This window comes from Faecalimicrobium sp. JNUCC 81, from assembly GCF_053667625.1.
Window position 1 is genome coordinate 2,469,674 of record NZ_CM132203.1, and the last position, 23,761, is coordinate 2,493,434.

Sequence of the window (23,761 nt, forward strand, 5' to 3'; positions counted from 1 at the left end):
TTAATATTTCATCGATTTAATAATATCATCAATTTCATAACTAGCTTTTTTGATAGCATCTAATCTTTCTTCCTCACTAGTACCCGTACCATCTACTAATAATTCTTCAAATTTTTTAATTCCTATAAACTTCATTATACTTTCTACATAATTTAATCCTTTATTCATAACTGGCTTTAATAACCAAGGTATATGTCCTCCTGAAGATTGTATATATACCATACTTCTATCTATATCATTTAAAAGACCTTCTGGTTTATCTTCATTAAATGTTATAGTTTCACCATCTTGAATTATACAGTCTATATATTCTTTAAGCGGTGCAGGAAATGATAAACTCCACATAGGTGCTGCAATTACATATACATTAGCTTCTTTAAATTGTTCACATAATTTTCTTATTTTTTCCACTTCTCTTTTATCTTTATCATCTAGCTTATTTGTATCTTCTTCTTTTTTTATGCAGTTTCTTTTTTCAAAATACTGATATTCTAATCTTGGTATATGTTGCTTGTAAAGATTTATTTCTTCTACAGCAAAATCTTTATTTAGTTCTAAAAATCTGTTTATAAATTTTCTAGCTACCGTTTTACTAGATGATAAATTTTCTGACTTTGAATTTACACTTATATATAGTAATTTTTTCATTATATGCCTCCTAGAATACTCTTTATTTTATTATTTCTTAAATAAAATTTATTATTCTAAGAGTATATAGATTAAAATTATCTAAAATCCTTTGTATCACTTTCAATTGCAAATTCTGTATTTATATTTTTATTAGAATCTTTGTTATGTTCTTCTTTTGATATTTTATTATAACTTTTTAATTCTATAAATAAAATTGTACCTGTTATAAGAGTTGATATAAAATCCGATATTGGTTGCGCTAACCAAACACCATTTAGTCCTATAAATTTAGGTAATATCATTATAATTGGTATTAATAATATTACCTGTCTAAGTAAACTTAAAAACATTGCGATTTTAGCTTTTCCTATAGATTGAATATAGTTAGTTCCTGTTATAGATATCCCTACTATAGGCATCATTAATAAATATATTCTTATCCCACTGACAGTTATACTCATAAGCTCTTTATCTCTATTAAATAAGCCTATAATAATTTTGGGGAATAACTGAACAATAATAGTTCCAATAAGCAAAATTACTGTAGCTGCAATAAGAGATGCTAAATAAGTTTTTTTAGCTCTATTATATTTTTTAGCTCCATAGTTAAATCCTATAATAGGTTGTGATCCTTGGTTTAACCCAAATATTGGCATTAAGAAAATCATACTTATTGAAGATATAGTTGTCATTGCACCTATTGCTAAATCTCCACCATATATTTTTAATGCGTTATTTGATATAACTTGAACCATACTAGCTGCAAGTTGCATTGCAAAAGGTGATACACCTATAGCAAACACTGCCATAACTAATTTCTTATCAAGTTTTAAACTAGATTTAGCAAATTTTAAATTTGACTTTCCTGATAAATAATAATTCAATGTTAAAATTGCAGTTATAGATTGCGATGTTATTGTAGCGTATGCAGCTCCTTTTATTCCCATATTAAATATAAATATAAATACTGCATCTAATATTATATTGGTAACACAACCAACTACCATTATTCCAGCTGAAATTTTAGGACTTCCATCAGCCCTAATTGAATGATTAAGAGAAAATGCTAAAAGATTAAATATCGTCCCCATAAGTATTACATGTATATAATCACTTGCATAAATTAAAGTATTTTCACTTGCTCCAAATGCTATAAGAATTTTATCTGCAAATACAATACCTATAAAAGTAAGTATAAGTCCTATAATTACTGCAAGAGCCATTGCATTCCCTATTAGCTTTTGAGCCTCTTCCTTTTTACCTTGACCTAATTTAATAGATATATTTGTAGCTGTTCCTATACCAATTAACATACCAAATGCTAATATTATGGTCATTATTGGCATAGTTATTCCAAGTCCTGTTATAGCTAATGGACCGACTCCAGGTATATTTCCTATAAATATTCTATCTACTACATTATATAATGCATTTACTAGCATACCTATTATTGCTGGTATAGAATATTTTAATAATAACTTCCTTATAGGTTCCGTACCTAGCACTTGTTGACTATCCATATTATACCTCCTTTTCACTAATACTTTAGTTGCGTTAACAACTATTTCCTTAATATTAAAATATTTACATATATGAAGTTTTTCTGCTTCTTTAATTTATTTTACTATTAATATAATATGCATCTTAATCTATTTATAATTACTATAATATTTGTAATTTTATATTGATAAATTAATTTAATATATTTTCATATGATATCTAAAATTTTTAAAAGTATATATGACCTTGTTTTTGAAATACTATATAGTATAAATATTTATTTTAAAGGAGTTAAATTTATGAAAGATAATACTTATTTTACTGATAAATATGATGATCAACATCAACAAATAAAAGATAATTTAGATATCATAGAAAGTACAGATAGTGAAACTACAGATATTATAGATTTTAGAGTTGTTAATAAAAATAACTCATATCCTTTAAAAAATAATAAAGACTATGATACTAATTTTGAAAATAATAACAAATAAAAAAACTACACACTTAAGTGTGTAGTTTTTTTATTTGTTATTATTTTTGGAAATGTCTTTCTAATAAACCTAAGAATGCTTTACCATGTCTTGCTTCATCTTTACACATTTCATGTACTGTATCATGTATAGCATCAAGTCCTAATTCTTTAGCTCTCTTTGCTATTTTTAATTTTCCTTCTGTTGCTCCGTATTCTGCTTCTACTCTTGCTTTTAAGTTAGCTTGAGTGTCAGCTACTACTACTTCTCCTAATAATTCAGCAAATTTAGCTGCATGTTCTGCTTCTTCAAATGCTATTCTCTTGTAAGCTTCTGCTACTTCTGGGTATCCTTCTCTATCAGCTTGACGGCTCATTGCTAAGTACATTCCTACTTCTGTACATTCTCCAACAAAGTTAGCTCTTAATCCTTCTAATATTTCTTCATCAACACCTGCTGCTGCACCTATTCTGTGCTCATCAGCCCAAACCATTTCACCTTTCATTTCTTCGAACTTTTCAGGTCCTACTTTACATACTGGACATAGTTCTGGTGCTTTTTCTCCTTCATATATATATCCACATACTGTACAAACAAATTTTTTCATATTTATATCCTCCCTAGATTTTATTTACTTTAAAGTTTTACTTTATCAATAATAGTAATGATTACTGCTATAACATATATATACCCAAAAGATACTACTTAAAACAAATTTATTTATTTTTTATTATTTTATTTTTGGAAATGTCTTTCTAGTAAACCTAAGAATGCTTTACCATGCCTTGCTTCATCTTTACACATTTCATGTACTGTATCATGTATAGCATCAAGTCCTAATTCTTTAGCTCTCTTTGCTATTTTTAATTTTCCTTCTGTTGCTCCGTATTCTGCTTCTACTCTTGCTTTTAAGTTAGCTTGAGTGTCAGCTACTACTACTTCTCCTAATAATTCAGCAAATTTAGCTGCATGTTCTGCCTCTTCAAATGCTATTCTCTTGTAAGCTTCTGCTACTTCTGGGTATCCTTCTCTATCAGCTTGACGGCTCATTGCAAGATACATTCCTACTTCTGTGCATTCTCCAACAAAGTTTGCTCTTAATCCTTCTAATATTTCTTCATCTACTCCTTGAGCTGCTCCTATTCTATGTTCATCAGCCCAAACCATTTCACCTTTCATTTCTTCAAACTTCTCAGGTCCTACTTTACATAATGGACAAACTTGAGGTGCTGTTTCTCCTTCGTGTATATATCCACATACTGTACAAACAAATTTTTTCATATTTACATCCTCTCAAAATTATCATTTAATAATAGTAATGATTACTGTTATGATATATTTATACCCGCTATGTATTACTTAAAACATTTTTTATTTATTTTTTTATAAATTTTATAACTTCTATATTTTTAAGATTTATAAGAAAATAAAAAACTGCCTTTAAAGGCAGTTTTTTATTTAATCTATGCTTTTTTTCCAAAATGTCTTTCTAATAATCCTAAGAATGCTTTACCATGTCTTGCTTCATCTTTACACATTTCATGTACTGTATCATGTATAGCATCAAGACCTAGTTCTTTGGCTTTTTTAGCTATTTTTAGTTTTCCTTCTGTTGCTCCATATTCTGCTTCTACTCTTGCTTTTAAGTTAGCTTGAGTATCAGCTACTACTACTTCTCCTAATAATTCAGCAAATTTAGCTGCATGTTCTGCTTCTTCAAATGCTATTCTCTTGTAAGCTTCTGCTACTTCTGGATATCCTTCTCTATCAGCTTGACGGCTCATTGCAAGATACATTCCTACTTCTGTACATTCTCCAACAAAGTTTGCTCTTAATCCTTCTAATATTTCTTCATCTACTCCTTGAGCTGCCCCTATTCTATGTTCATCAGCCCAAACCATGTTACCTTTCATTTCTTCGAACTTTTCAGGTCCTACTTTACATACTGGACATACTTGTGGTGCTGTTTCTCCTTCATATATATATCCACATACTGTACAAACAAATTTTTTCATATTTATATCCTCCTAGTTTTTATTTTAATTTCTATATAATTTATTTCAGTTCATCTAAACTTAATTATTCATTGTTATAACTTATATATACCCGGTGATAATTGCTCTAAACAACAATTATAAACTTTTTATATTTATCTATACATATATGTTATAATAATACTCAATTAAGTAGTTTATTAATTAAAATTACATTTTCAAAAGGAGTTTACACATGTTAAAAAAGTTTGCTTCCGATGCACTTGGTATAAGTGATATAGGTATGATAATAAGACCTGAAGACTATAAAAAAGTGGATTCAGATGATTATATAATGCATGAGGATGGAGAAACAATATATTTCCTTATAAAATCTAAATCTGATGAATATTGTTTTACTAACAAAGCTTTAATTCATATTGATGGAGAAAATGCTATTAGTAAAAAACGTAATTTATATCGTTATGATTACTACCTTAATAATATATCTGATGTTTCTTTAGAGACTGCCGGAACTATAGACTTAGACGTTGAGATTAAGTTTACAATAGGTCAAAAAATTTTTTCTATAGATGTTGATAAAAAACAATTAGAACAGTTAAAAGATTTATATAAAGCTTTAATAAAAATATCTGAAATTACTAGAGATAATCAAATCTTATTAAACTATACTAATGAATCAATACGTACAACAGCTACGCTTATGTCATCTAATCGTATTGAAGGCATTAATTTAGAGGAAAACTTTAAAAATATTAATGAATATGTGTTTGAATGGTTAGTATCTTCTAAGAATAAATATAGTATTAGAGATTTTGGATATGTTTTCGAAAAGTATATTAATAATTAAAATTTATATAAAAATAAAGCTAGTCATTTTGACTAGCTTTATTTTATCTTATATTTACTTTCGGCAATTAATTCTTCTCTTATTTTATTATTTTCTTCATCTAAATATATTCTATATGTCTTTACATTTATTTTATCTTTATTGTATTTTTCTTCAGTTCTTATATATAATTTTTCTCTATCTTGTTTACACCCATATATTTTTGATGTTATAGCTCCATTACTAACTATATTCTTTATATAAATCGGATGAGAAAAAGGATTTTTAAACTTTAAATCTGTATATCCATATGATACTGCTGCGTCTTTTCCTCTAGGTGCATACCTTGATGCAAATGTATGATTATGAACCTCTTCTATCTCCATGCCAGCCAATAAGGCAGCATTATATATTGTTGTTGAAACTTGACATACTCCTCCGCCTTCTCCGTTTACATACCTTCCACCTACTATTACTTTTGCAGTTTTATATCCATTACTCCAAGTTCTAGCTCCTGTAGATTTATTGTATGAAAATGTCTCTCCAGGCATTATAAGTATATCACTAGTACTTTGACCTGCTACATGAATATTACTACCTCTTGGAGTATTATCATTAAAACTAGTACTATATTGCCCTAAAATTGTATTAACAGAATCTACATCTTCTGTTGTTATAGTAGGTTTTATTATACGAGTAGGTAATTCTATTTCCTTTATATCTTTTTTATCTAACATATTATATATTTCTTCTTTTAATTTTACTATATCTACTTCTATACCTTCTTTAGATGGAGTTTTTAGTATTTGAGAACTTTCTGTTACTTGTATTGATGCTTGCTTAACTTCTCTATTTATTTCTTTAGATATATTTTCTATAAGTTTACTTAAAACTATCTCATCATAAGTTGCTATAAGTTCTATCTTATATTTTTCTTTAAATGTTAGATTAAAAATTCTCTTTAAATTTTCCTTACTATTATCACTTCTTGTATATGAATATGCATTTTGCAAAGATTTATCTATATTGTAATCTAAATTTATGTCTTTAGGGTTTATCGTCCATCTTTTAGAAATATATTTTATGTTTATAGGTTTTAATTTGTATGTATTACTAATTTGTTTACTAGCTTCATGAATATTCATTTTACCTACATCTATATTTTCTATGTAAATATTTTTAAATATTTTACCATCTAAATCATCTTCTAACTTATTCATACCTAAGCTTAGTGTTGATATAATAAATAAACAAAATAAAAAAATTAATTTCTTAGTAATTATTCTTTGCTTTATCATAAAAATACTCCTTAATATAATTATATACATTTATATTTTCCTATATATTTTTTTATATTCTACTTTATATTTTTATTAAAAATATGTATTATTTTTAGATGTTACTGATATTTTTTATACATATTTATAAATATTCGTTTTTTTTGTTAAAAGTGTGTAAAATATAATTCCATTTTCTAAGTATTATGTTATAATACTTATTATAAAATTTACATTATGTAAATTTATAAAAATATAGTTAGCATTTTTATAAATTTATATAAACTGGAGATTATTCTCCTTAATTACGAAAAGAGGTAACGATTTAAGCCTCGTATGTAGAGAAATCTGCATAGGACACAACTTGAATTGCAGATAATTCCTAAAGCCTAAGTGCCACAACGTAAAAGCGAATAGCTTTAAGCGTGACGGAACGAAAGTAGAAAAAAGTCTTAGGATGGCATATGGTTAAACCCTAAGTGCTAGTACAATGGATGTTCATGCAGGGAAGTCCCGAATAGGGAAACCTTCAACGACTAGACCGATAGGTCGTACACTATAAGCTATTGATAGTGGAAGTAGGTTGCCCCTAACGAGTAATGTCGAGGGTGAAGAAATAGTCTGCTCTCATTTGAAAATATGAGAAGTTCATAAAAGTAATCGCCAATGTGATTACTTAAGAGAACTGCATAAGTGTAGCGAACTTATGTGAACAACCGGTGTCTATTTTGATAAAAAAGGTAAAATTATCTAAATTCAATGGAGAACTTTGCGAAAACTTATACGCTGATGTTTGCTTTATTACAGAGGCCAACTTTAATGACGTTACTAATTTATATAATAGGGTAAGCGTTACCCTAGATAATAAAAATTGGCTTAAGTTTCGTGATACACTCCAATTGAAAGATGTTTTAGCTAATGGTGGCTTTATAATAGGGTGTTATGTTGAAGAGACTTTAATAGCATCAGCCATGTGTGAAGTTCCAAGTGGCAATTATTTAAATAATCTCTATGATATGAATTTAAGTCAAACCGAAATAGATTCAACGTATATCTCTGGTTATGTAATGGTAGACCCTCTTTATCGTGGAAATGCATTACATAAATTACTACTTGAGACTAGAATACAAGAATCTATAGATAGAGGAAAAAGCCATATAGTAACGGCTGTAGCTATTGAAAATATCTATAGCCAAAAAACAATATTAAGCTTAGGATTTGAAGTTCAACTTCAAAGAGAAAATCCGTGTGGTACAAAACGTAATATCCTTATGAAAAAATTAGATAATACAGTAAGTCCAGAAATAGAATTTACAGCTTAAAAAATAAATTAAAATAAAGGGGATATAAATTATCCTCTTTATTTTAATTTACCCAATATAATTTTATATTTCATTTATTAACATATCTTTAGCATACTTTAATGTTACTAAATAATATATAAAATATCCTATATAATATATAACTAGTGTTATTAAAATCGGTACAAGTATATTTCTCTGTATAAGTTTTTGTACTATAATCATTGCAAATAAATTATGAATTGTACCTACTAGTAGTGGTAGTATAAATATTAATTTTAATTGCTTTGATAATATTTTTTCTATATCTTTATTATTTGCTCCGATTTTTTTAAGAGTTATATATCTATTCTTGTCATCATATATACTAGATAATTGTTTAAATAATATTATACTTCCTGTACAAAGTAGAAATACAGCTGATAAAAACATCCCTATAAATAACAACAATCCTCCGCTTTGCATAGTTTCTGCATGTGATTTTATATTAGATGTAATATTAAATGGATAATTTTTTCCAATATTATTTTCAACAACTTTTACTAATTTATCTGCTAGTTCTAATGAATCCATATCTTTTATATTTATTATTCTTAATTTTCTACTTTCATTATCTTTTTCTAATTTATTATATACACTATCTCTAACCACAACTATATTATATGTTGATCCTTCATTTACCATAGGTTCATAAAATTCATTTTGTACTTTAAGCTTATTTTTATCTATATTTAGAATTTCACCTTCAAGAGATTTATACCTATATTTTTTGTATATATCACTTGAATAATATATATATTTATCTGACTTTAATTTTTCATAATTTTCTTCTTTATATTGTATATCTATAAAATCACTTTCTTTCATTATAGATATGTTATCTCTAGTTTCTTGTTTAATGCCATAGTACATTATGTCTATGTAATTAGTTTCTGTATCTATTAATTCTATTGTCTTATCAAGAGTTATGTTATTTTTATACTTCTCTAATATTTTATCTACTTCTTTATTTACATAATCATTTTCAGTATTTATGTTATAACTATATTTATAATTTTCTCTAATACCTTGAGCAATAGTGTAATAATATGATATATTGAATCCCAAAATAGTAACACTCGTTGCTATTAAAATTGCTATTGTAGCTAATAATTTTGAGTTACTTTTTATATTATAACTAAGCCCTGAAAATGCAACTAAATTTATACCTTTATAATAAAAAATCTTATTTTTCTTGATTGTATTTAATATTATAGAAAGCACACTTGAAAAAAATAAAAATGTGCCTGGTATTATAAAAATCAGTATAAGTGGTGCTAAAATAATTTCCATTTCTAACATCTTACTTGTCGCCATAATATATCCTATTATTATTAAAGTTATACCTAAAATGCCTAATAACACAGATGGCTTTTTATAAGATTTAACTTCAGGTTCTTGTTTAAATAATCTAATAAGTTTCTTTTGTCGTATTACAAATGTATTCCTTATTCCAATTAATGTAAATATTAAATAAAATACTATAATAGTGCTAGCTAATGATTTTATATTTAATGTCATCTTAACTACTACAATTTCTCCCATTAATTTAACAAGTAGCATAGTAATAAGCTTTGAAAATAAAAATCCTAAAGTTACCCCTAGTATTATTGCAAACGTACTTATTATTAAAGTTTCATAAAAAAACATTTTTGAAATTTGATTTTTTCTCATTCCTAATAAACTATATGTTCCAATTTCTTTTTTTCTTCTATTTAAAAAGAAAGCATTTGAGTAATATACAAACATAAATGAGAAAAATGCTATAACTATGGCTGCCGAATTAATTCCAGTTCTTTTTGTCTTACCTAATATAGATAAAGCTTCATTATATTGTATAGATTTAAAAGTAAAATATATAAATACACTAAATACTATAGATATAAAATACATTATATAATTTGACACACTATTTTTTACGTTTTTAAAAGAAATACTAAATAAATTCATTTCTATCAACGCCTCCAAGCATGGCTACCGTACCTAATATCTTTTGATAAAATTCCTTTGTGCTATCCCCTTTTATAAGTTCTGTAAAAATAATTCCATCTTTTATGAATAAAATTCTGTCACAATAACTAGCACTCATTGGGTCATGAGTTACCATAAGTATAGTTACTTTTTCATTTTTATTTAAATGACTAAACGTATGTAAAAGATCTCTTGCTGATTTTGAGTCAAGAGCTCCAGTTGGTTCATCTGCAAGTACTAATGATGGTTTCCCTACTATTGATCTACATACTGCTACTCTTTGATTTTGTCCTCCCGAAACTTCATATGGGTATTTATTTAATAGTTCTAATATATTAAGTGATTTTGCTACTTCTTTTACTCTAACTTCTATATTTTTTACTTTTTCATTTTTAAGAGATAATGGTAGCATTATATTTTCTTTAATTGTAAGTGTATCGAGTAAGCTTGAGTCTTGAAAAACAAATCCTAAATTATCTCGTCTAAAATCAGCTATTTGGTTTTGATTCATATTTTTTATATCGTTATCATTTATATAAACTTTTCCACTACTTTGAGTATCTATTGTAGATATAATATTTAGTAAAGTTGATTTACCAGCTCCCGATGCCCCCATTATACCAACAAATTCTCCTTTTCTCACTTTAAAACTTACCCCTTTTAGGGCTTCATATTTAGTATTCCTTTTTCCATATTCCTTTCTTACATTTTCTACCTTTAATATATCTTTCATTTTATCCTCCTTATAAAATTCTTATGAACTTATTATATATCTACGAAATATTTTTAACCATTTAATTAAATTAAGTATACCTTACAATTTCGTAAGTATTTTTAAAAATTCTTCATTTTTCTCTAATTTATGTTTAAAATATACGTATATTTAAAATATATCAATACTTAATATGGAGGAAACAATGTTTAAAATAATGATTGTAGAAGATGATACAGCCCTAAAGAATCAAATCTGTGAATGTTTATCTAGATGGGGGCATAATGTTCATAAAATAGAAAACCTAGAAAATGTAGTTGAAGAATTTAAAAATTTCAATCCTCAATTACTTTTGCTTGATATAAATCTACCTTTTTATGATGGTTTTCATTGGTGCAATGAAATAAGAAAAATCTCTCAAGTTCCAATAATATTTATATCATCTAGAAACTCTAATATGGACGTTATTATGGGTGTAAATTTAGGTGCAGATGATTATATTCAAAAACCTTTTTCAATAGATGTATTGGTTGCCAAAGTTAATGCCTTACTTAGAAGAACTTATAATTTTTCCGATAATTCATCTGATAAAATAGTTCATAATGGGGTTACTCTTGACTTATCAACTGCACTTATTACCTATAATGATAAATCAATAGAGTTAACTAAAAATGAAATAAAAATACTTCATGAACTTATGAAGCATAAATCTCAGATAGTAAGTAGAGATAAACTTATGAAAAAATTATGGGATAGTGATTGGTTTGTCGACGATAATACTTTAACTGTAAATGTTAATAGAATAAGAACTAAATTAAAAGATATTGATCTTGAAAACTTTATAGAAACTAAGAGAGGTTTAGGCTATATAATCGTGTAGTTTAAAATTAGGTGAATAAATGAAATTTAAAGATTTTTTAAAAGACCAACAAGGTTTATTATTATTTAATTTTATATTTTTATTTTTTACTATATCTGTCATTTTACTTTCTCCTATCAATGAACTTTTAATTGACACAGTCTCTTATATAATAATCCTTAACTTAGTCCTTTTATTTTTGTATTTATTTATTAGTTATTCTAGGAAAAATAAATTTTTAAAATTATTAGATGAAGGTTTAGCTTCTAATAATCTTAATTCTGTAAGTATATTTAAAACGTCTCTGGAGGAAAAAATTTATTTAGATATTATTAATGATTATAAAATAAAATGTGAAGACCTTATTGATAATAATTTTAATAAAGTAAAAGAAAACAAAGAAATAATGGACATGTGGGTTCATGATATTAAAATGCCTATAGCTATAATGAAACTTATAATAGAGCAAAATGAAAATCCATACTTTGAGAAAACCTTAGATGAAATAGATAATGAAGTAATGAGAATTGAGAATTCAGTTGAAAGAGTTCTCTATCTTTCTAGGCTTGATGATTTCCATAGAGATTTCCTAGTTCAGGAGGTAAATCTTCAACCAGTTATTCGAGAAATAATAAAGAAGTATTCTAAATATTTTATATCAAATAAAATAAGTTTAACATTAGATAACTTAGATTATACTGTTTTATCTGATAAAAAATGGCTTTTATTTATATTTGATCAATTAGTCGGAAATTCTCTAAAATATACAGACAAAGGTGATTCTATTTCCATAACTGGAGAGATTTTATCAAATTGTATTTTAATAAAAGTAAAAGATACTGGATGTGGCATTAAAGAAGAAGATTTAGTTAGAGTATTTGATAAAGGATTTACTGGGAATAATGGAAGACATAATGCTAAATCTACAGGGCTTGGTTTATACTTAGTAAAAGAACTCTGCTCTAAGCTAAATCACGATATTGAGGTTAAATCTTCTTACGGGGAATATAGTGAATTTATAATAAAATTAAATATAATTAATTAAAGAATTAGCTCTATCGCTAATTCTTTTTGTTTTATTAATATTATAAATTTCCGATATTTTTTTATATTTTTTTCTATAAAATTTTATAATATTTTTTTTAAAATTGTCAACTTAATTACAATATTGTTTTATTTCTTATTTTGCTTTGACTTATAGTTATATTTAGTCCTATAATTTACTTGGAGTATTATTTACATTAGGAGGGGTATATGTCTTTTTTAGAAAAATTAAAAAACAAAAAGGTATTAATAGGGATTGGAGTTGTAACTATAATTGTATTAGCTACAGGTATATTTATTTACAGCAGAAGTAAAATTAATAATGAAAAATTAGGGGAAACTGAAAATTATATTGAAACTTATACTATCGCAGATAATGAAAAAGTATTTATAAATGGTAAAATTTTACCTACTGAATCAAAAGATTTTAATCCTTCTTCAGAAGGTGAAATAAGTAAGTTAAATGTTACAAATGGGAAAATCGTAAAAAAGGGAGACCTTTTATTTACTTGTAAAAATGATGCTATTTTAAATGAAATCGATGGTCTAAAATCTCAAGTAAACGAACTGAAAAAATCTAATAGTTCTGATGATCCTCTTATAAACACAGAAATAAGTAAATTAAATGCTCAAATAGCGGCTTTGGATAAAAAAGCTTATATAAATACTTATGCTCCATTTGATGGAAAAGTATATTTAAATGAAAAATCTGAAAATGCAGCTGAGCCTACTTCATTTATTACACTTCAAAGTAACCAATATTATATGAAAGGCCAAGCTAGTGAACAAGATTTATCTAAACTTCAAATAGATGATCCTGTTAATGTTTTAGTATTTTCAACAGATAAAAAAGTAACCGGAAGAATAAGCTTTATATCTGATAGACCTTCATCTCAAGCTAATGATATGAATATGGGTGGTCAAGGTTCTCTATCTTATTACGATATAAGCATTTCATTTGATGACCAAGAAGGTCTAGTAAATGGATTCCACGTTCAAGCTTCTATCGAAATTAGAGATTCTTTATCTAAAATACCAACATCATGTATATTAAGAGATGAAAATGATAAACCTTATGTATTTGAAAGTATAAACGGAATTCTAAAAAAACAAATAGTTGAAATAGCAAGCACTGATGAAGAACTTACTGTTGTAAAATCTGGCCTTGATAAAAATGATGTTTTAGTTAGATACCCATCAGAAGGTATGAAAGAAGGAGATGCTATAAATGCGGGTGATACTCCTTCTAATGATGAAGGGATGGCTGAAAAAGTTGAGTAATATAATTAAATTAGAAAATATTCAAAAGTATTATAAAGTAGGAAAAGAAAAGTTTCATGTACTAAAATCACTTAGCTTAGAGATAGAATCTGGTGAATTTGTAATGATAATGGGTAAATCAGGTAGTGGTAAAACTACTTTACTTAATGTTTTAGGTTTTTTAGATAAATTTGATGATGGTGATTATATATTTAATGGTGAAAATGTAACTAACTTAAATGAAAATCAACGTTCTACATTTAGAAATAAAAATATAGGATTTGTATTTCAACAATTTAATTTAATAGAAACTTTAGATGTTTATCAAAATGTTGAATTGCCTCTTATTTACGATGCATCTTTAAGAAAATCTGAAAGAGAAAAAATTGTAAAAGAAAAACTAGAATCAGTGGGATTGCTTGATAAAATAAAACAACCGCCTCTTCAACTGTCTGGTGGTCAACAACAACGTATAGCTATTGCTCGTTCATTGGTTAATAATCCTCAACTAATATTTGCAGATGAACCCACTGGTGCATTAGATAGCGAGACAAGTGAAGAAATTATGAATTTACTTAAAGATTTAAATAATCAAGGGAAAACTATAATAATGGTTACACACGATGCTGACTTAGTAAAATATGCTACTAAAGTTGTAAGACTTAAAGATGGTGTGTTATCTTTGGAGGTGTAAATCATGAATTTAGTTAAAAGTACCTTAGCCAATTTAAAAGGACATAAACTTAGAGTTTTTGTAACTCTTTTATGGATTATTATGGGTATTACTTCTGTTATATTAGTCAGTTCTATTGGTAATGGGCTAAAAAAAGAAGTAGAAACTTCAGTTAATAAGGTAAATCCTAATAAAGCAAGAATTCATTTTGAACCTGCTGATTATAGTATGACGAATATGAGTATATTTTTAAAGCCTTTTACTAACGAAGATATAGAACAACTATCTTTTACTGAAGGTATTGAAAAAATAGGTCCTAGTAAAGAAGATTTTGACTTTGCTTCAACTTATTTTAATGAAGCTACTTATGATAAAAAAACTACTTCTGTAGAAATTGCTGAGTTAAAAAAAGATACTAAACTAAATCCTATATATGGAAGAAGCTTTTCTTTAGATGATGTTAATAGAAAAGTTATTATTCTTACTATGCAAAATGCAACTGATTTATTTGACAATCCTGAAAGAGCTCTTGGTAAAGGTATCTTAATAAATGGCACAATATATGAAATAATTGGTATAGTAGATGAAAGTTCTATTTCTAATAAACCTGATGAGAATAAATCTATATACAATATGAATCCTATGGAAGGATTTGTTACTTCATACATGCCTAAAAAAGCTTTAGATGGGTTAATTAATCAATATAATTATTCTCAAGAAATATATGCCCTAGATTTAGTTGTCTCTAAAGGATATGATGTTTTTGAAGTTGCAAATAATGTCATTAGTAAACTTTATGAACTTCATCCTGATATAAATGGTTCATATAATACTGATGATCCATCTGAATCTACTCAAGAGCTTAATAATATGATCTCTACTATAAATAAGTTTGTTACTTTAATAACTGCTATATCAATGTTTGTAGGAGGTATTGGAGTTATGAATATAATGTATGTTTCTGTTATGGAAAGACAAAGAGAAATAGGTATAAGACGTGCAATAGGAGCTAAACCTCGTACTATAATGTTTCAGTTTTTAGTTGAAGCTGTATTTATAACAGTATGCGGAGGAATACTTGGAATAATAGTAGGATTTATAGTAGTTAACTATGCATCAAATTATCTTCCATTTAAAGCTATACCTAACATAAATAGCTTCTTCTTTGCTAGCATAACTACAGTTGTTACAGGTGTAATATTTGGTATTATACCTGCATTTAAAGCATCTAGGCTAGACCCTATAAAAGCTATTTACAAATAGATATAATATATTAAAGAGAGTTTAGCTACTCTCTTTTTTTAATTAGTAAAATTAAAATTTTATAAATAACAAAATTTACACTAATTAATTTCACTTCATCTGGAATAGTAGATTATAAATAACATATACTCTAAATATAATATTATATGAAGGGTTGTGAATAAATGAAAAAAGCATTTATACTGATAATATTTATACTTACTACTATATCTTTATTTGGTTTTAATTCATTAAAAAAGTTAAATGATGATGAAGCCTTAGATATGGTATCTAATAATTTAAATAATAGATATAGTCTTATTAATGAATTAGATGAAGATTATAATAAAGGAAAAATAAATGAGAAAGAATTTTATAATCGAGAAATGTCTATATATGAAAATGAAATGAAAAATTATTCTAAAAAATCGCTTAAAAATATAAAAGATAATAACTTAAAATCTACTATAATACAAGTAAGTCAAGGTTTAGAATTTCAAATAAAATCAACTGAGTTTGCAATGAAAGGAGATTATGAACAGACTATGCTATATCATGAGGAAGCATTTAAAATAGGTTATCCAGCTATAATGAAATTAAAAAATAACTATAATGCCAATCTTACAGATAAATATATAAATCATATAGAGGAAACAATTAAAATTTATAATAAAAATAAATAAACTTTGTAATACATATAAATAAAAAAGATGATTTTATATAAAATCATCTTTTTTATTTATATTATAATTATACTACTCTTCTATATCTTCAAATACTACTTTACCTCTACATATGGTATATTTAACTTTTCCATATAGACTACTTCCCGTAAATGGTGAGTTACTTGCCTTAGATACATAATCTTTTACTATATACTTTTCATTTGGAGCAAATATAACTAAATCTGCTAATCCGCCTTCTTCTATACATCCACTTTCTAAGTTATATAATTTAGCAGGATTTATAGTCATTTTTTCAATTAACTTCATTATGCTTAAATGACCTTTTCTAACTAAATTAGTTACCCCTAAAGATAGCGCTGTTTCAAGGCCTATTATGCCACTTGGTGCTTTTTTAAATTCTACGTCCTTTTCTTCATTGGTATGTGGCGCATGGTCTGTTGCTATTATTTCAATAGTATCATCTTGTAGCCCTTCTATTATTTTATACTTATCATCTTGAGTTCTAAGTGGAGGATTCATTTTAGCATTAGTACCATGCTTAAGTACATCATCTTCTGTTAATGTAAAATGATGTGGCGTTGCTTCTGCAAAAACATTCGCACCTAATTTTTTAGCCATCCTTACAACTTCAACAGAAACTCCAGAGCTTATATGTTGTATATTTACTTTTGCACCTGTTTTTATAGCTAGCATACAATCTCTGGCTACCATAACATCTTCAGCTACATTTGATGCTCCACTTATTTTAAGCTTTCTAGAAATTTCACCTTCATTTATCCCTGGATTACTTATAAGAGATGGATCTTCTTCATGAAAACTTAGAGGAACATTTATCTCTTTAGCTTTATTCATTGCTTTTAAAATAGTATCACTATTCATTATAGGTAAACCATCATCACTAAATCCAACTGCACCTAATGATTTTAATTTTTCCATATCTACTAATTCTTCACCTTTAAATCCTTTACTTATAGATGCTACTTGTAATACATTTATAGGTGATTTTTTAGATTTATTCATTATATATTTTAAAGTTTGTTCATTATCTACTATTGGATTAGTATTAGCCATACATATAACCGTAGTAAATCCACCTCTTGCTGCTGATAATGATCCACTTTCTATATCTTCTTTATGCGTAAATCCTGGGTCTCTAAAATGAACATGTACGTCTATTAACCCTGGCGCTACTATGTATCCACTAGCGTCTACTACACTTGTGTATTCACTTGTTATTGGAAATTTTCCTATTTTGTATACTTTATTTTCTTTTATAACTATATCTAAAACTTCATCTCGTTTTGTCTTAGGGTCGATTACTCTCCCATTTTTTATAAGTATCATGTCTATATTTCTCCCTTTAAATATTCATATATAACCCTTGCTCCATCATATATACTTAATAATGAAGAGAATTCACTTTTATTATGACTAATCCCTCTATAACATGGGATAAATACCATTGCGCTATCACATAATTTTGTAAATGCCATAGCATCATGTCCTGCTCCACTTGGCATTACCTTATGAGATATTTTTAATTTATCACTGCATTCAATTAATTTTTTTTGAATATAAGAACTCATTTTTACAGGATCAAAAGATCCTTCATCTTGTAAAAAGAATTTAACATCCCTTTTTTGTGAAATATCTGTTATAGCCAGATTCATCTTTTCTACAATACTATCTAAGCTTTCTATATCAATTCCTCTTATATCTATTCCAAGATTAACTTCTCCTGGTATAACATTTAATACATTCGGACCATTGCTTATTACTCCTACAGTTGTTACAGACTTCCTATAAAGTTCTTCCCTACCTATTCTTTCAAGTTCTAATATAAATTCTGATGCGGCACAAAGTGCATCTTGTCTCATATCCATAGGAGTTGCTCCTGAATGTTCTGCTTCACCATGAATACATAAACTAAACCTTCTTGGTCCTGCTATATCACTAACTATTCCAACCTTTATACCATATTCTTCTAATACCTTTCCTTGTTCAATATGTAGTTCTAAGTATTGCTTTATATTTTCTATTTTTTTAGGATTTAAGTTATAATCTTTATTATTAAATATCTCAATAATTGATTTACCTGTTTTAGAGACTAATCCACGTACATCATTTTTAGTTAGTTCTTTTGTTATAAGTCCACTACCTATAGTACATTTTCCAAAATTACTTGATTCTTCACATCTAAATGCTGCAACTCTAATTGGTATATCTAACTTATCATTTTTAGCCCAACTTAATATTAAAAGTCCTGCTATAACTCCTGCTACACCATCGTATCTTCCACCATTTACAACAGAATCTAAATGAGAACCTAATAAATAATATTCTTTATCGCTAATATCATTAGCTACATAAGTATTTCCTACTTCATCTATATAAGTATAAAAATTCTCTTTCTCCCCTAAGTATTTAAACATATCGTGCATTTCGTCTTCTACTTTAGAGTATCCTAGTCTTGTTACTCCACCGTATGAATTAGCTCCAATATCATAAAACTTTCCAAATACATACTCTAAATATTGTACATCTTCTCTTTTTGAAGTCATAATATATCCCCCATTATATTTGAATATTTACTTATATACGACCTTTTTACTATATTATACCCTATATATACATGATTTTAAATGATTATAACGAATTAAATTTATATTTTTTCTAATAAAATTCGATTTATTTTAATAATTTAAATATAAAATTACGCTTAATATCTATCGCTTTTTTAGGACATAATTCATGACAACAATAGCATCTTATGCATTTATCTAAATTTATAACTACTTTCTTATCTTTTAATTTCATAACTTTTGCTGGGCAAGCCTCAATACATTTACCACATTTTATACAATCTTTATCTCTTATTATCGGCTTTGGAGTAATAAGTTTTGTTATAGGTTCATGCAAAAATTTAGGTAGAGTTGATGATAATAATCTAAAATCTTTGCTAGTACTTGGAATTTTAAAATCTTTTATTATTAATGGATTTATATCATCACCTAAAATTTCTACATCCGATAAATCTTTCTGTATATAATTTCTTTTTATAGAACCTCTTATTGTTGGAACTTTGTCACAATCTAGATTTATAATTTTACAAGCTACAGTATCTATTGCATAAGGGCTAGAAGATGCTAATAATACACCTATTTTTCTTGGAGATCCAGCTGAAGGTCCATCACCTTCCATTCCAACTATTCCATCCATTATAGTAAGAGTTGGATTTACATAGGAACATATATCTAGAAGCACATCTTCACAAAATAATTCTTCTGTAGGAAATCTATAATGTATTTCTGCTTTTTTTAAGCCAGCTATACAACCATATAAGTTTTTTACTCCTCCAGTAAAAGTTGCCATTCCATGAGTTTTTAATTTACATACATTTATTACATGGTCTACTTTTGTTATGGGTGTTATAATATCCATATACTTAAGCGCATGTGCATCTTTATTTTCTACTTTAATATCCGAAACATCATAGTTTAGATTTATCCCTAAATCATTTGCTACATCTTCCATACCAGAAGACTTATATATTCCTTTTAGTGATCCCTGTGTATATGGACCTCCTGGACTATCAGCTATTATTACTTCACAATTTAAATTTAAAAGTTTTTTACATAAAACTTTAACTACAATAGGATGAGTTGTTGTAGCTTCTTCAGGAGTCTTTTTCATTAATAAGTTAGGCTTTATAAGTACTTTACTTTTTGGCTTTATATATGATTCTAATCCACCTATATTTTCTAAGTTTCTTTCTATAGATTTTGATACATTTTCATAATCATAATTATCACATCTTATAACAGATACCTTTTTCATTTTTTCCCCTTTATTAACTTAAATTTATATATTAGTATTTTATTTCTTTTTATTAATTATATATCATGTTTATCTTTATTAGATAAAATTTAATACATAATTTACTATCTATATTTTTACATATTTAGTTTTGAACATGAGGATACTATATAAAAGGTTTTATTTCTAACAAAATATAGGAGTGATTTATATGAATAAATTAAAATTATCTTTACTTACAATGCTCATGGTATTATCACTAGGTATTATTTCTTATGCTGATAATAGCTCTATAACTGCTGATAATAACGTTAAAATGACTCAAGATAAACATTATCCTGTTGTAGATATAACAAATCATACTACTAGAGATATTACTGTTGAGTGGGGAGCTTATGGCGATAAATACCAAGGAGATATTTTAGTTCCTGGTAAAAGCACTGTATCCTTAGAACTAAAAGACTTAGCATTTTTAGGAAATAAAAATGAAACTACTAGAGTATGGATTACTTGGAATGAACCATTACAGTTAAAACCTTTAGGTACACAAGTTGATACTATACCTTTCAAAGCTCTTTCTCAACCATCAACACCACCTATTGAGTTAGGATAAATAAAAAGCCTAGATTAAATTCTAGGCTTTTATTTATTTGTTAAAAGTAACAACTTGTAAAGGATATTTATGCTTTGCATAGAACTTTATATATACTTTATTTTAGGGGGATTTTGTATGAATGCTACAATAGAAACAATAAATAATAGAGTATCTCTAAGAAGATATGAAGAACAACCTATATCTAAGGAACACTTAGACTTATTAATTGAAAGCGCAATAAAGGCTCCTACTGCGGGTAATATGATGATGTATTCTATAATTAAAGTAACAAACAAAGAAACTAAGGAAAAGTTAAGTATAACTTGTGATAATCAGACTTTTATAAAAAAAGCTCCTTTAGTTTTATTGTTTGTGGCTGATATGCATAAGTGGTATAAATACTTTAAGATTTGTGACGTAGAAAAAATAGCTAAAAGTAATAATAAAGAATTTACATCCCCTGGAATTAATGACTTCATGCTCGCTGTAAATGATGCATTAATAGCTGCTCAAAATGTGGTTATTACTGCTGAAAGTTTAGGAATTGGTAGTTGCTATATAGGAGATATAATGGAAAATTATGAAATACATAAGAGTTTATTAAATCTGCCTGATTATACATTTCCTGCTGCCATGCTCACTCTAGGGTATTATCCTAAAGATTATAAAAAAACTTTTCGAGATAGATTTGACGAGAAATATATAGTTTTTGATGAAAAGTATAAAGACTTGAATAATAACGAACTTGTAGATATGTTTAAAAATAAAGAAAATAATATGCCAAAGACTAATATTTTTAATGCTGATAATTTTGGTCAACTATTATTTATGAGAAAAATAAGTTCTAATTTTGCATTGGAAATGAATCGCTCTATAAATAAAAATATCAAATTTTTTATAGGTGAAAATAAAAAAGGAGAAAGATAGTTCTTTCTCCTTTTTGCATAAATTATTTTAATTCTTATTTTTGGAAATGTCTTTCTAATAAACCTAAGAATGCTTTACCATGTCTTGCTTCATCTTTACACATTTCATGTACTGTATCATGTATAGCATCAAGTCCTAATTCTTTAGCTCTCTTTGCTATTTTTAATTTTCCTTCTGTTGCTCCGTATTCTGCTTCTACTCTTGCTTTTAAGTTAGCTTGAGTGTCAGCTACTACTACTTCTCCTAATAATTCAGCAAATTTAGCTGCATGTTCTGCTTCTTCAAATGCTATTCTCTTGTAAGCTTCTGCTACTTCTGGGTATCCTTCTCTATCAGCTTGACGGCTCATTGCTAAGTACATTCCTACTTCTGTACATTCTCCAGTGAAGTTAGCTCTTAACCCTTCTAATATTTCTTCATCAACACCTTGAGCTGCTCCTATTCTATGCTCATCAGCCCAAACCATTTCACCTTTCATTTCTTCGAACTTCTCAGGTCCTACTTTACATACTGGACATAGCTCTGGTGCAGTTTCCCCTTCATGTATATATCCACATACTGTACAAACAAATTTTTTCATAATTATTCCCTCCTGTTATATTTATATAAATTTTAATTTTATTGTCTAAATTGTTATAACATATATATACCCTTGGTTATGTACCTTAAACAATAAATTTAAAATTATTTCTTATTGTATTAATGGAAAACATTTCCCATTTCCTACATTTTACCATTTATTATATATTAATATCAATACATAGAATACATTTTTAAGTATATTGTCTTAATATAAAATATTATTAATTATTTAGTCAATACTTGTATCTATTTCTTCTATATCTTTTTTATTTTCAATGCATTCTAATTCCTTTATGTAGTTGTTTTCTTTTTTCAAAAATGATAACTTAGTTTCTGCCATTATAATTGATGCAAAAATTAATAAGCTTCCTACTATCATTTTTAATGTAACTTGCTCATTTAATAATATTATTGAAAATAATGTTCCAAATACTGCCTCCGTTGAAAGTATTATAGCAGTTTTAGTTCCTGAAACTTTCTTTTGGCATATAGTTTGCATTAAAAATGCTATAGTTGTGCTAAATAAAGCTAAATATAATACCCCTAAGTAACCACTAGGTTGTGAGTATACTTTTACCTCTCCTATAAAAACTTGGACTATTAATGATAATATAAAAGCTACACTAAATTGTATAGATGTCAGAATTATAGGATCTTTATTTACTGCGAATTCACTTGTAAAAAATATATGTCCTGCAAATCCAAACGCACAAATTAAAGTTAAAAAATCTCCAAAATTAACAGAAAAATTAGATTCTAAAGATAAAATCCCTATACCTATAAGAGTGATTACGCTACTTATTACACCAATTTTATCAAGCTTCCTTTTATAAATTATATATCCTATAAAAGGTACTATAACTACATTTGCTGCAGTTATAAATGCATTTTTAGATGGAGTTGTATATAATAGTCCAAAAGTTTGCACTGCAAATGCAATAAATAAAAAAATACCTAATAAACTCCCTTTTTTTATTATATCTTTATTAATATTTTTCTTAATTCTCTTAAAAAATATTATATTTAATAAAATAGATGATATAAAAAACCTTAAAGTTATTATCTGTATTGGCGTAAATCCTCCATCTAGCGCAAATTTAGTTCCTACAAACCCACTTCCCCATATAATAGCAATTAATATTAACCCTATTTCACCAATATACTTCTTCAATAAAACTCCCCCCTTACAATTATTTACATGCCCTTAAAATACTCTCTACACATATTATATCAGTTTACATAACTTAAAGTTTTGATAAATTGATTATTTTTTATTACAACATTGTTATTTTACTTAATGTATATTTTTAGCTATAATTGTCTATGAAAATTAGATTGTATTTGATGAAAA

General features: G+C 26.8%; 24 protein-coding genes. 11 read left to right on the plus strand and 13 right to left on the minus strand.

Annotated elements, in window-relative coordinates:
- A complete protein-coding gene (locus tag JNUCC81_RS12390; protein ID WP_454093758.1) occupies positions 1-648 on the minus strand; it encodes an FMN-dependent NADH-azoreductase in 648 nt (215 codons plus the stop codon).
- A gap of 77 nt (positions 649-725) precedes the next feature.
- On the minus strand, positions 726-2,150 hold the full coding sequence (locus JNUCC81_RS12395) for an MATE family efflux transporter (protein WP_454093759.1): 1,425 nt from the start codon (positions 2,148-2,150) through the stop codon (positions 726-728).
- 279 nt (positions 2,151-2,429) lie between these two features.
- On the opposite strand from JNUCC81_RS12395, the gene JNUCC81_RS12400 reads away from it, so the two are divergent.
- Entirely contained in the window at positions 2,430-2,624 is a 195-nt protein-coding gene (locus tag JNUCC81_RS12400; protein WP_208333534.1) for a hypothetical protein, read from the plus strand.
- 40 nt (positions 2,625-2,664) lie between these two features.
- Here the strand turns inward: JNUCC81_RS12400 and JNUCC81_RS12405 are convergent, their stop codons facing one another.
- From JNUCC81_RS12405 to JNUCC81_RS12415, 3 genes are all read right to left on the minus strand, one after another.
- Positions 2,665-3,210, minus strand: coding sequence for an NADH peroxidase (locus JNUCC81_RS12405; protein ID WP_454093760.1), 546 nt, complete (start codon positions 3,208-3,210; stop codon positions 2,665-2,667).
- A gap of 128 nt (positions 3,211-3,338) precedes the next feature.
- The gene (locus JNUCC81_RS12410) at positions 3,339-3,884 is read right to left on the minus strand and encodes an NADH peroxidase (RefSeq protein WP_454093761.1); all 546 of its coding nucleotides are present in this window, start codon (positions 3,882-3,884) and stop codon (positions 3,339-3,341) included.
- A 182-nt stretch (positions 3,885-4,066) separates the two neighbouring features.
- Positions 4,067-4,618: an NADH peroxidase gene (locus JNUCC81_RS12415; protein WP_208334585.1), complete on the minus strand. Its 552-nt coding sequence runs from the start codon at positions 4,616-4,618 to the stop codon at positions 4,067-4,069.
- A gap of 214 nt (positions 4,619-4,832) precedes the next feature.
- Between JNUCC81_RS12415 and JNUCC81_RS12420 the strand changes: the two genes are divergently transcribed.
- Positions 4,833-5,447, plus strand: a complete 615-nt coding sequence (locus JNUCC81_RS12420; protein WP_454093762.1) for a PH domain-containing protein — start codon at positions 4,833-4,835, stop codon at positions 5,445-5,447.
- A gap of 38 nt (positions 5,448-5,485) precedes the next feature.
- Here JNUCC81_RS12420 and JNUCC81_RS12425 read toward each other — a convergent pair whose 3' ends face one another.
- The gene (locus tag JNUCC81_RS12425) at positions 5,486-6,724 is read right to left on the minus strand and encodes a VanW family protein (RefSeq protein ID WP_454093763.1); all 1,239 of its coding nucleotides are present in this window, start codon (positions 6,722-6,724) and stop codon (positions 5,486-5,488) included.
- 707 nt (positions 6,725-7,431) lie between these two features.
- Between JNUCC81_RS12425 and JNUCC81_RS12430 the strand changes: the two genes are divergently transcribed.
- A complete protein-coding gene (locus tag JNUCC81_RS12430) occupies positions 7,432-8,025 on the plus strand; it encodes a GNAT family N-acetyltransferase (protein WP_454093764.1) in 594 nt (197 codons plus the stop codon).
- A 63-nt stretch (positions 8,026-8,088) separates the two neighbouring features.
- On the opposite strand, the gene JNUCC81_RS12435 is transcribed toward JNUCC81_RS12430, so the two are convergent.
- Together JNUCC81_RS12435 and JNUCC81_RS12440 are read right to left on the minus strand one after the other, a co-directional pair.
- The gene (locus JNUCC81_RS12435) at positions 8,089-9,993 is read right to left on the minus strand and encodes an FtsX-like permease family protein (RefSeq protein WP_454093765.1); all 1,905 of its coding nucleotides are present in this window, start codon (positions 9,991-9,993) and stop codon (positions 8,089-8,091) included.
- Positions 9,980-10,747 (minus strand): ABC transporter ATP-binding protein, encoded by a 768-nt coding sequence (locus JNUCC81_RS12440; RefSeq protein ID WP_454093766.1) that lies wholly within the window; start codon positions 10,745-10,747, stop codon positions 9,980-9,982. The genes JNUCC81_RS12435 and JNUCC81_RS12440 overlap by 14 nt, the downstream gene beginning before the upstream one ends.
- A 184-nt stretch (positions 10,748-10,931) precedes the next feature.
- Here JNUCC81_RS12440 and JNUCC81_RS12445 point away from each other — a divergent pair, with 184 nt between their 5' ends.
- From JNUCC81_RS12445 to JNUCC81_RS12470, 6 genes are all read left to right on the plus strand, one after another.
- A complete protein-coding gene (locus tag JNUCC81_RS12445) occupies positions 10,932-11,606 on the plus strand; it encodes a response regulator transcription factor (RefSeq protein ID WP_454093767.1) in 675 nt (224 codons plus the stop codon).
- 19 nt (positions 11,607-11,625) lie between these two features.
- Positions 11,626-12,630, plus strand: a complete 1,005-nt coding sequence (locus JNUCC81_RS12450) for a sensor histidine kinase (RefSeq protein ID WP_454093768.1) — start codon at positions 11,626-11,628, stop codon at positions 12,628-12,630.
- 209 nt (positions 12,631-12,839) lie between these two features.
- On the plus strand, positions 12,840-13,910 hold the full coding sequence (locus JNUCC81_RS12455) for an efflux RND transporter periplasmic adaptor subunit (RefSeq protein WP_454093769.1): 1,071 nt from the start codon (positions 12,840-12,842) through the stop codon (positions 13,908-13,910).
- A complete protein-coding gene (locus tag JNUCC81_RS12460; RefSeq protein ID WP_454093770.1) occupies positions 13,879-14,583 on the plus strand; it encodes an ABC transporter ATP-binding protein in 705 nt (234 codons plus the stop codon). The genes JNUCC81_RS12455 and JNUCC81_RS12460 overlap by 32 nt, the downstream gene beginning before the upstream one ends.
- Positions 14,584-14,586: 3 nt before the next feature.
- On the plus strand, positions 14,587-15,825 hold the full coding sequence (locus tag JNUCC81_RS12465; protein WP_454093771.1) for an ABC transporter permease: 1,239 nt from the start codon (positions 14,587-14,589) through the stop codon (positions 15,823-15,825).
- 164 nt (positions 15,826-15,989) lie between these two features.
- Positions 15,990-16,487, plus strand: coding sequence for a hypothetical protein (locus JNUCC81_RS12470; RefSeq protein ID WP_454093772.1), 498 nt, complete (start codon positions 15,990-15,992; stop codon positions 16,485-16,487).
- 72 nt (positions 16,488-16,559) lie between these two features.
- Here JNUCC81_RS12470 and JNUCC81_RS12475 read toward each other — a convergent pair whose 3' ends face one another.
- The 3 genes from JNUCC81_RS12475 to JNUCC81_RS12485 all read right to left on the minus strand — a co-directional run bounded on the left by JNUCC81_RS12475 (position 16,560) and on the right by JNUCC81_RS12485 (position 20,327).
- Entirely contained in the window at positions 16,560-17,834 is a 1,275-nt protein-coding gene (locus JNUCC81_RS12475; protein WP_454093773.1) for a dihydroorotase, read from the minus strand.
- A 2-nt stretch (positions 17,835-17,836) separates the two neighbouring features.
- Positions 17,837-19,051, minus strand: coding sequence for a hydantoinase/carbamoylase family amidase (locus JNUCC81_RS12480; protein WP_454093774.1), 1,215 nt, complete (start codon positions 19,049-19,051; stop codon positions 17,837-17,839).
- Positions 19,052-19,178: 127 nt separating this feature from the next.
- Complete coding sequence (locus tag JNUCC81_RS12485; protein WP_454093775.1) at positions 19,179-20,327, minus strand: DUF362 domain-containing protein; 1,149 nt, start codon at positions 20,325-20,327, stop codon at positions 19,179-19,181.
- Positions 20,328-20,517: 190 nt separating this feature from the next.
- Between JNUCC81_RS12485 and JNUCC81_RS12490 the strand changes: the two genes are divergently transcribed.
- Positions 20,518-20,919 carry a hypothetical protein gene (locus JNUCC81_RS12490; protein ID WP_454093776.1) on the plus strand — a complete coding sequence of 134 codons (402 nt, stop codon included), beginning with the start codon at positions 20,518-20,520 and terminating at the stop codon, positions 20,917-20,919.
- Between the two features lie 117 nt (positions 20,920-21,036).
- Entirely contained in the window at positions 21,037-21,828 is a 792-nt protein-coding gene (locus tag JNUCC81_RS12495; protein ID WP_454093777.1) for a nitroreductase family protein, read from the plus strand.
- Between the two features lie 34 nt (positions 21,829-21,862).
- On the opposite strand, the gene JNUCC81_RS12500 is transcribed toward JNUCC81_RS12495, so the two are convergent.
- Complete coding sequence (locus JNUCC81_RS12500) at positions 21,863-22,408, minus strand: NADH peroxidase (RefSeq protein ID WP_454093778.1); 546 nt, start codon at positions 22,406-22,408, stop codon at positions 21,863-21,865.
- Between the two features lie 231 nt (positions 22,409-22,639).
- Positions 22,640-23,581, minus strand: coding sequence for a DMT family transporter (locus tag JNUCC81_RS12505; protein WP_454093779.1), 942 nt, complete (start codon positions 23,579-23,581; stop codon positions 22,640-22,642).
- Positions 23,582-23,761: the final 180 nt, after the last annotated feature.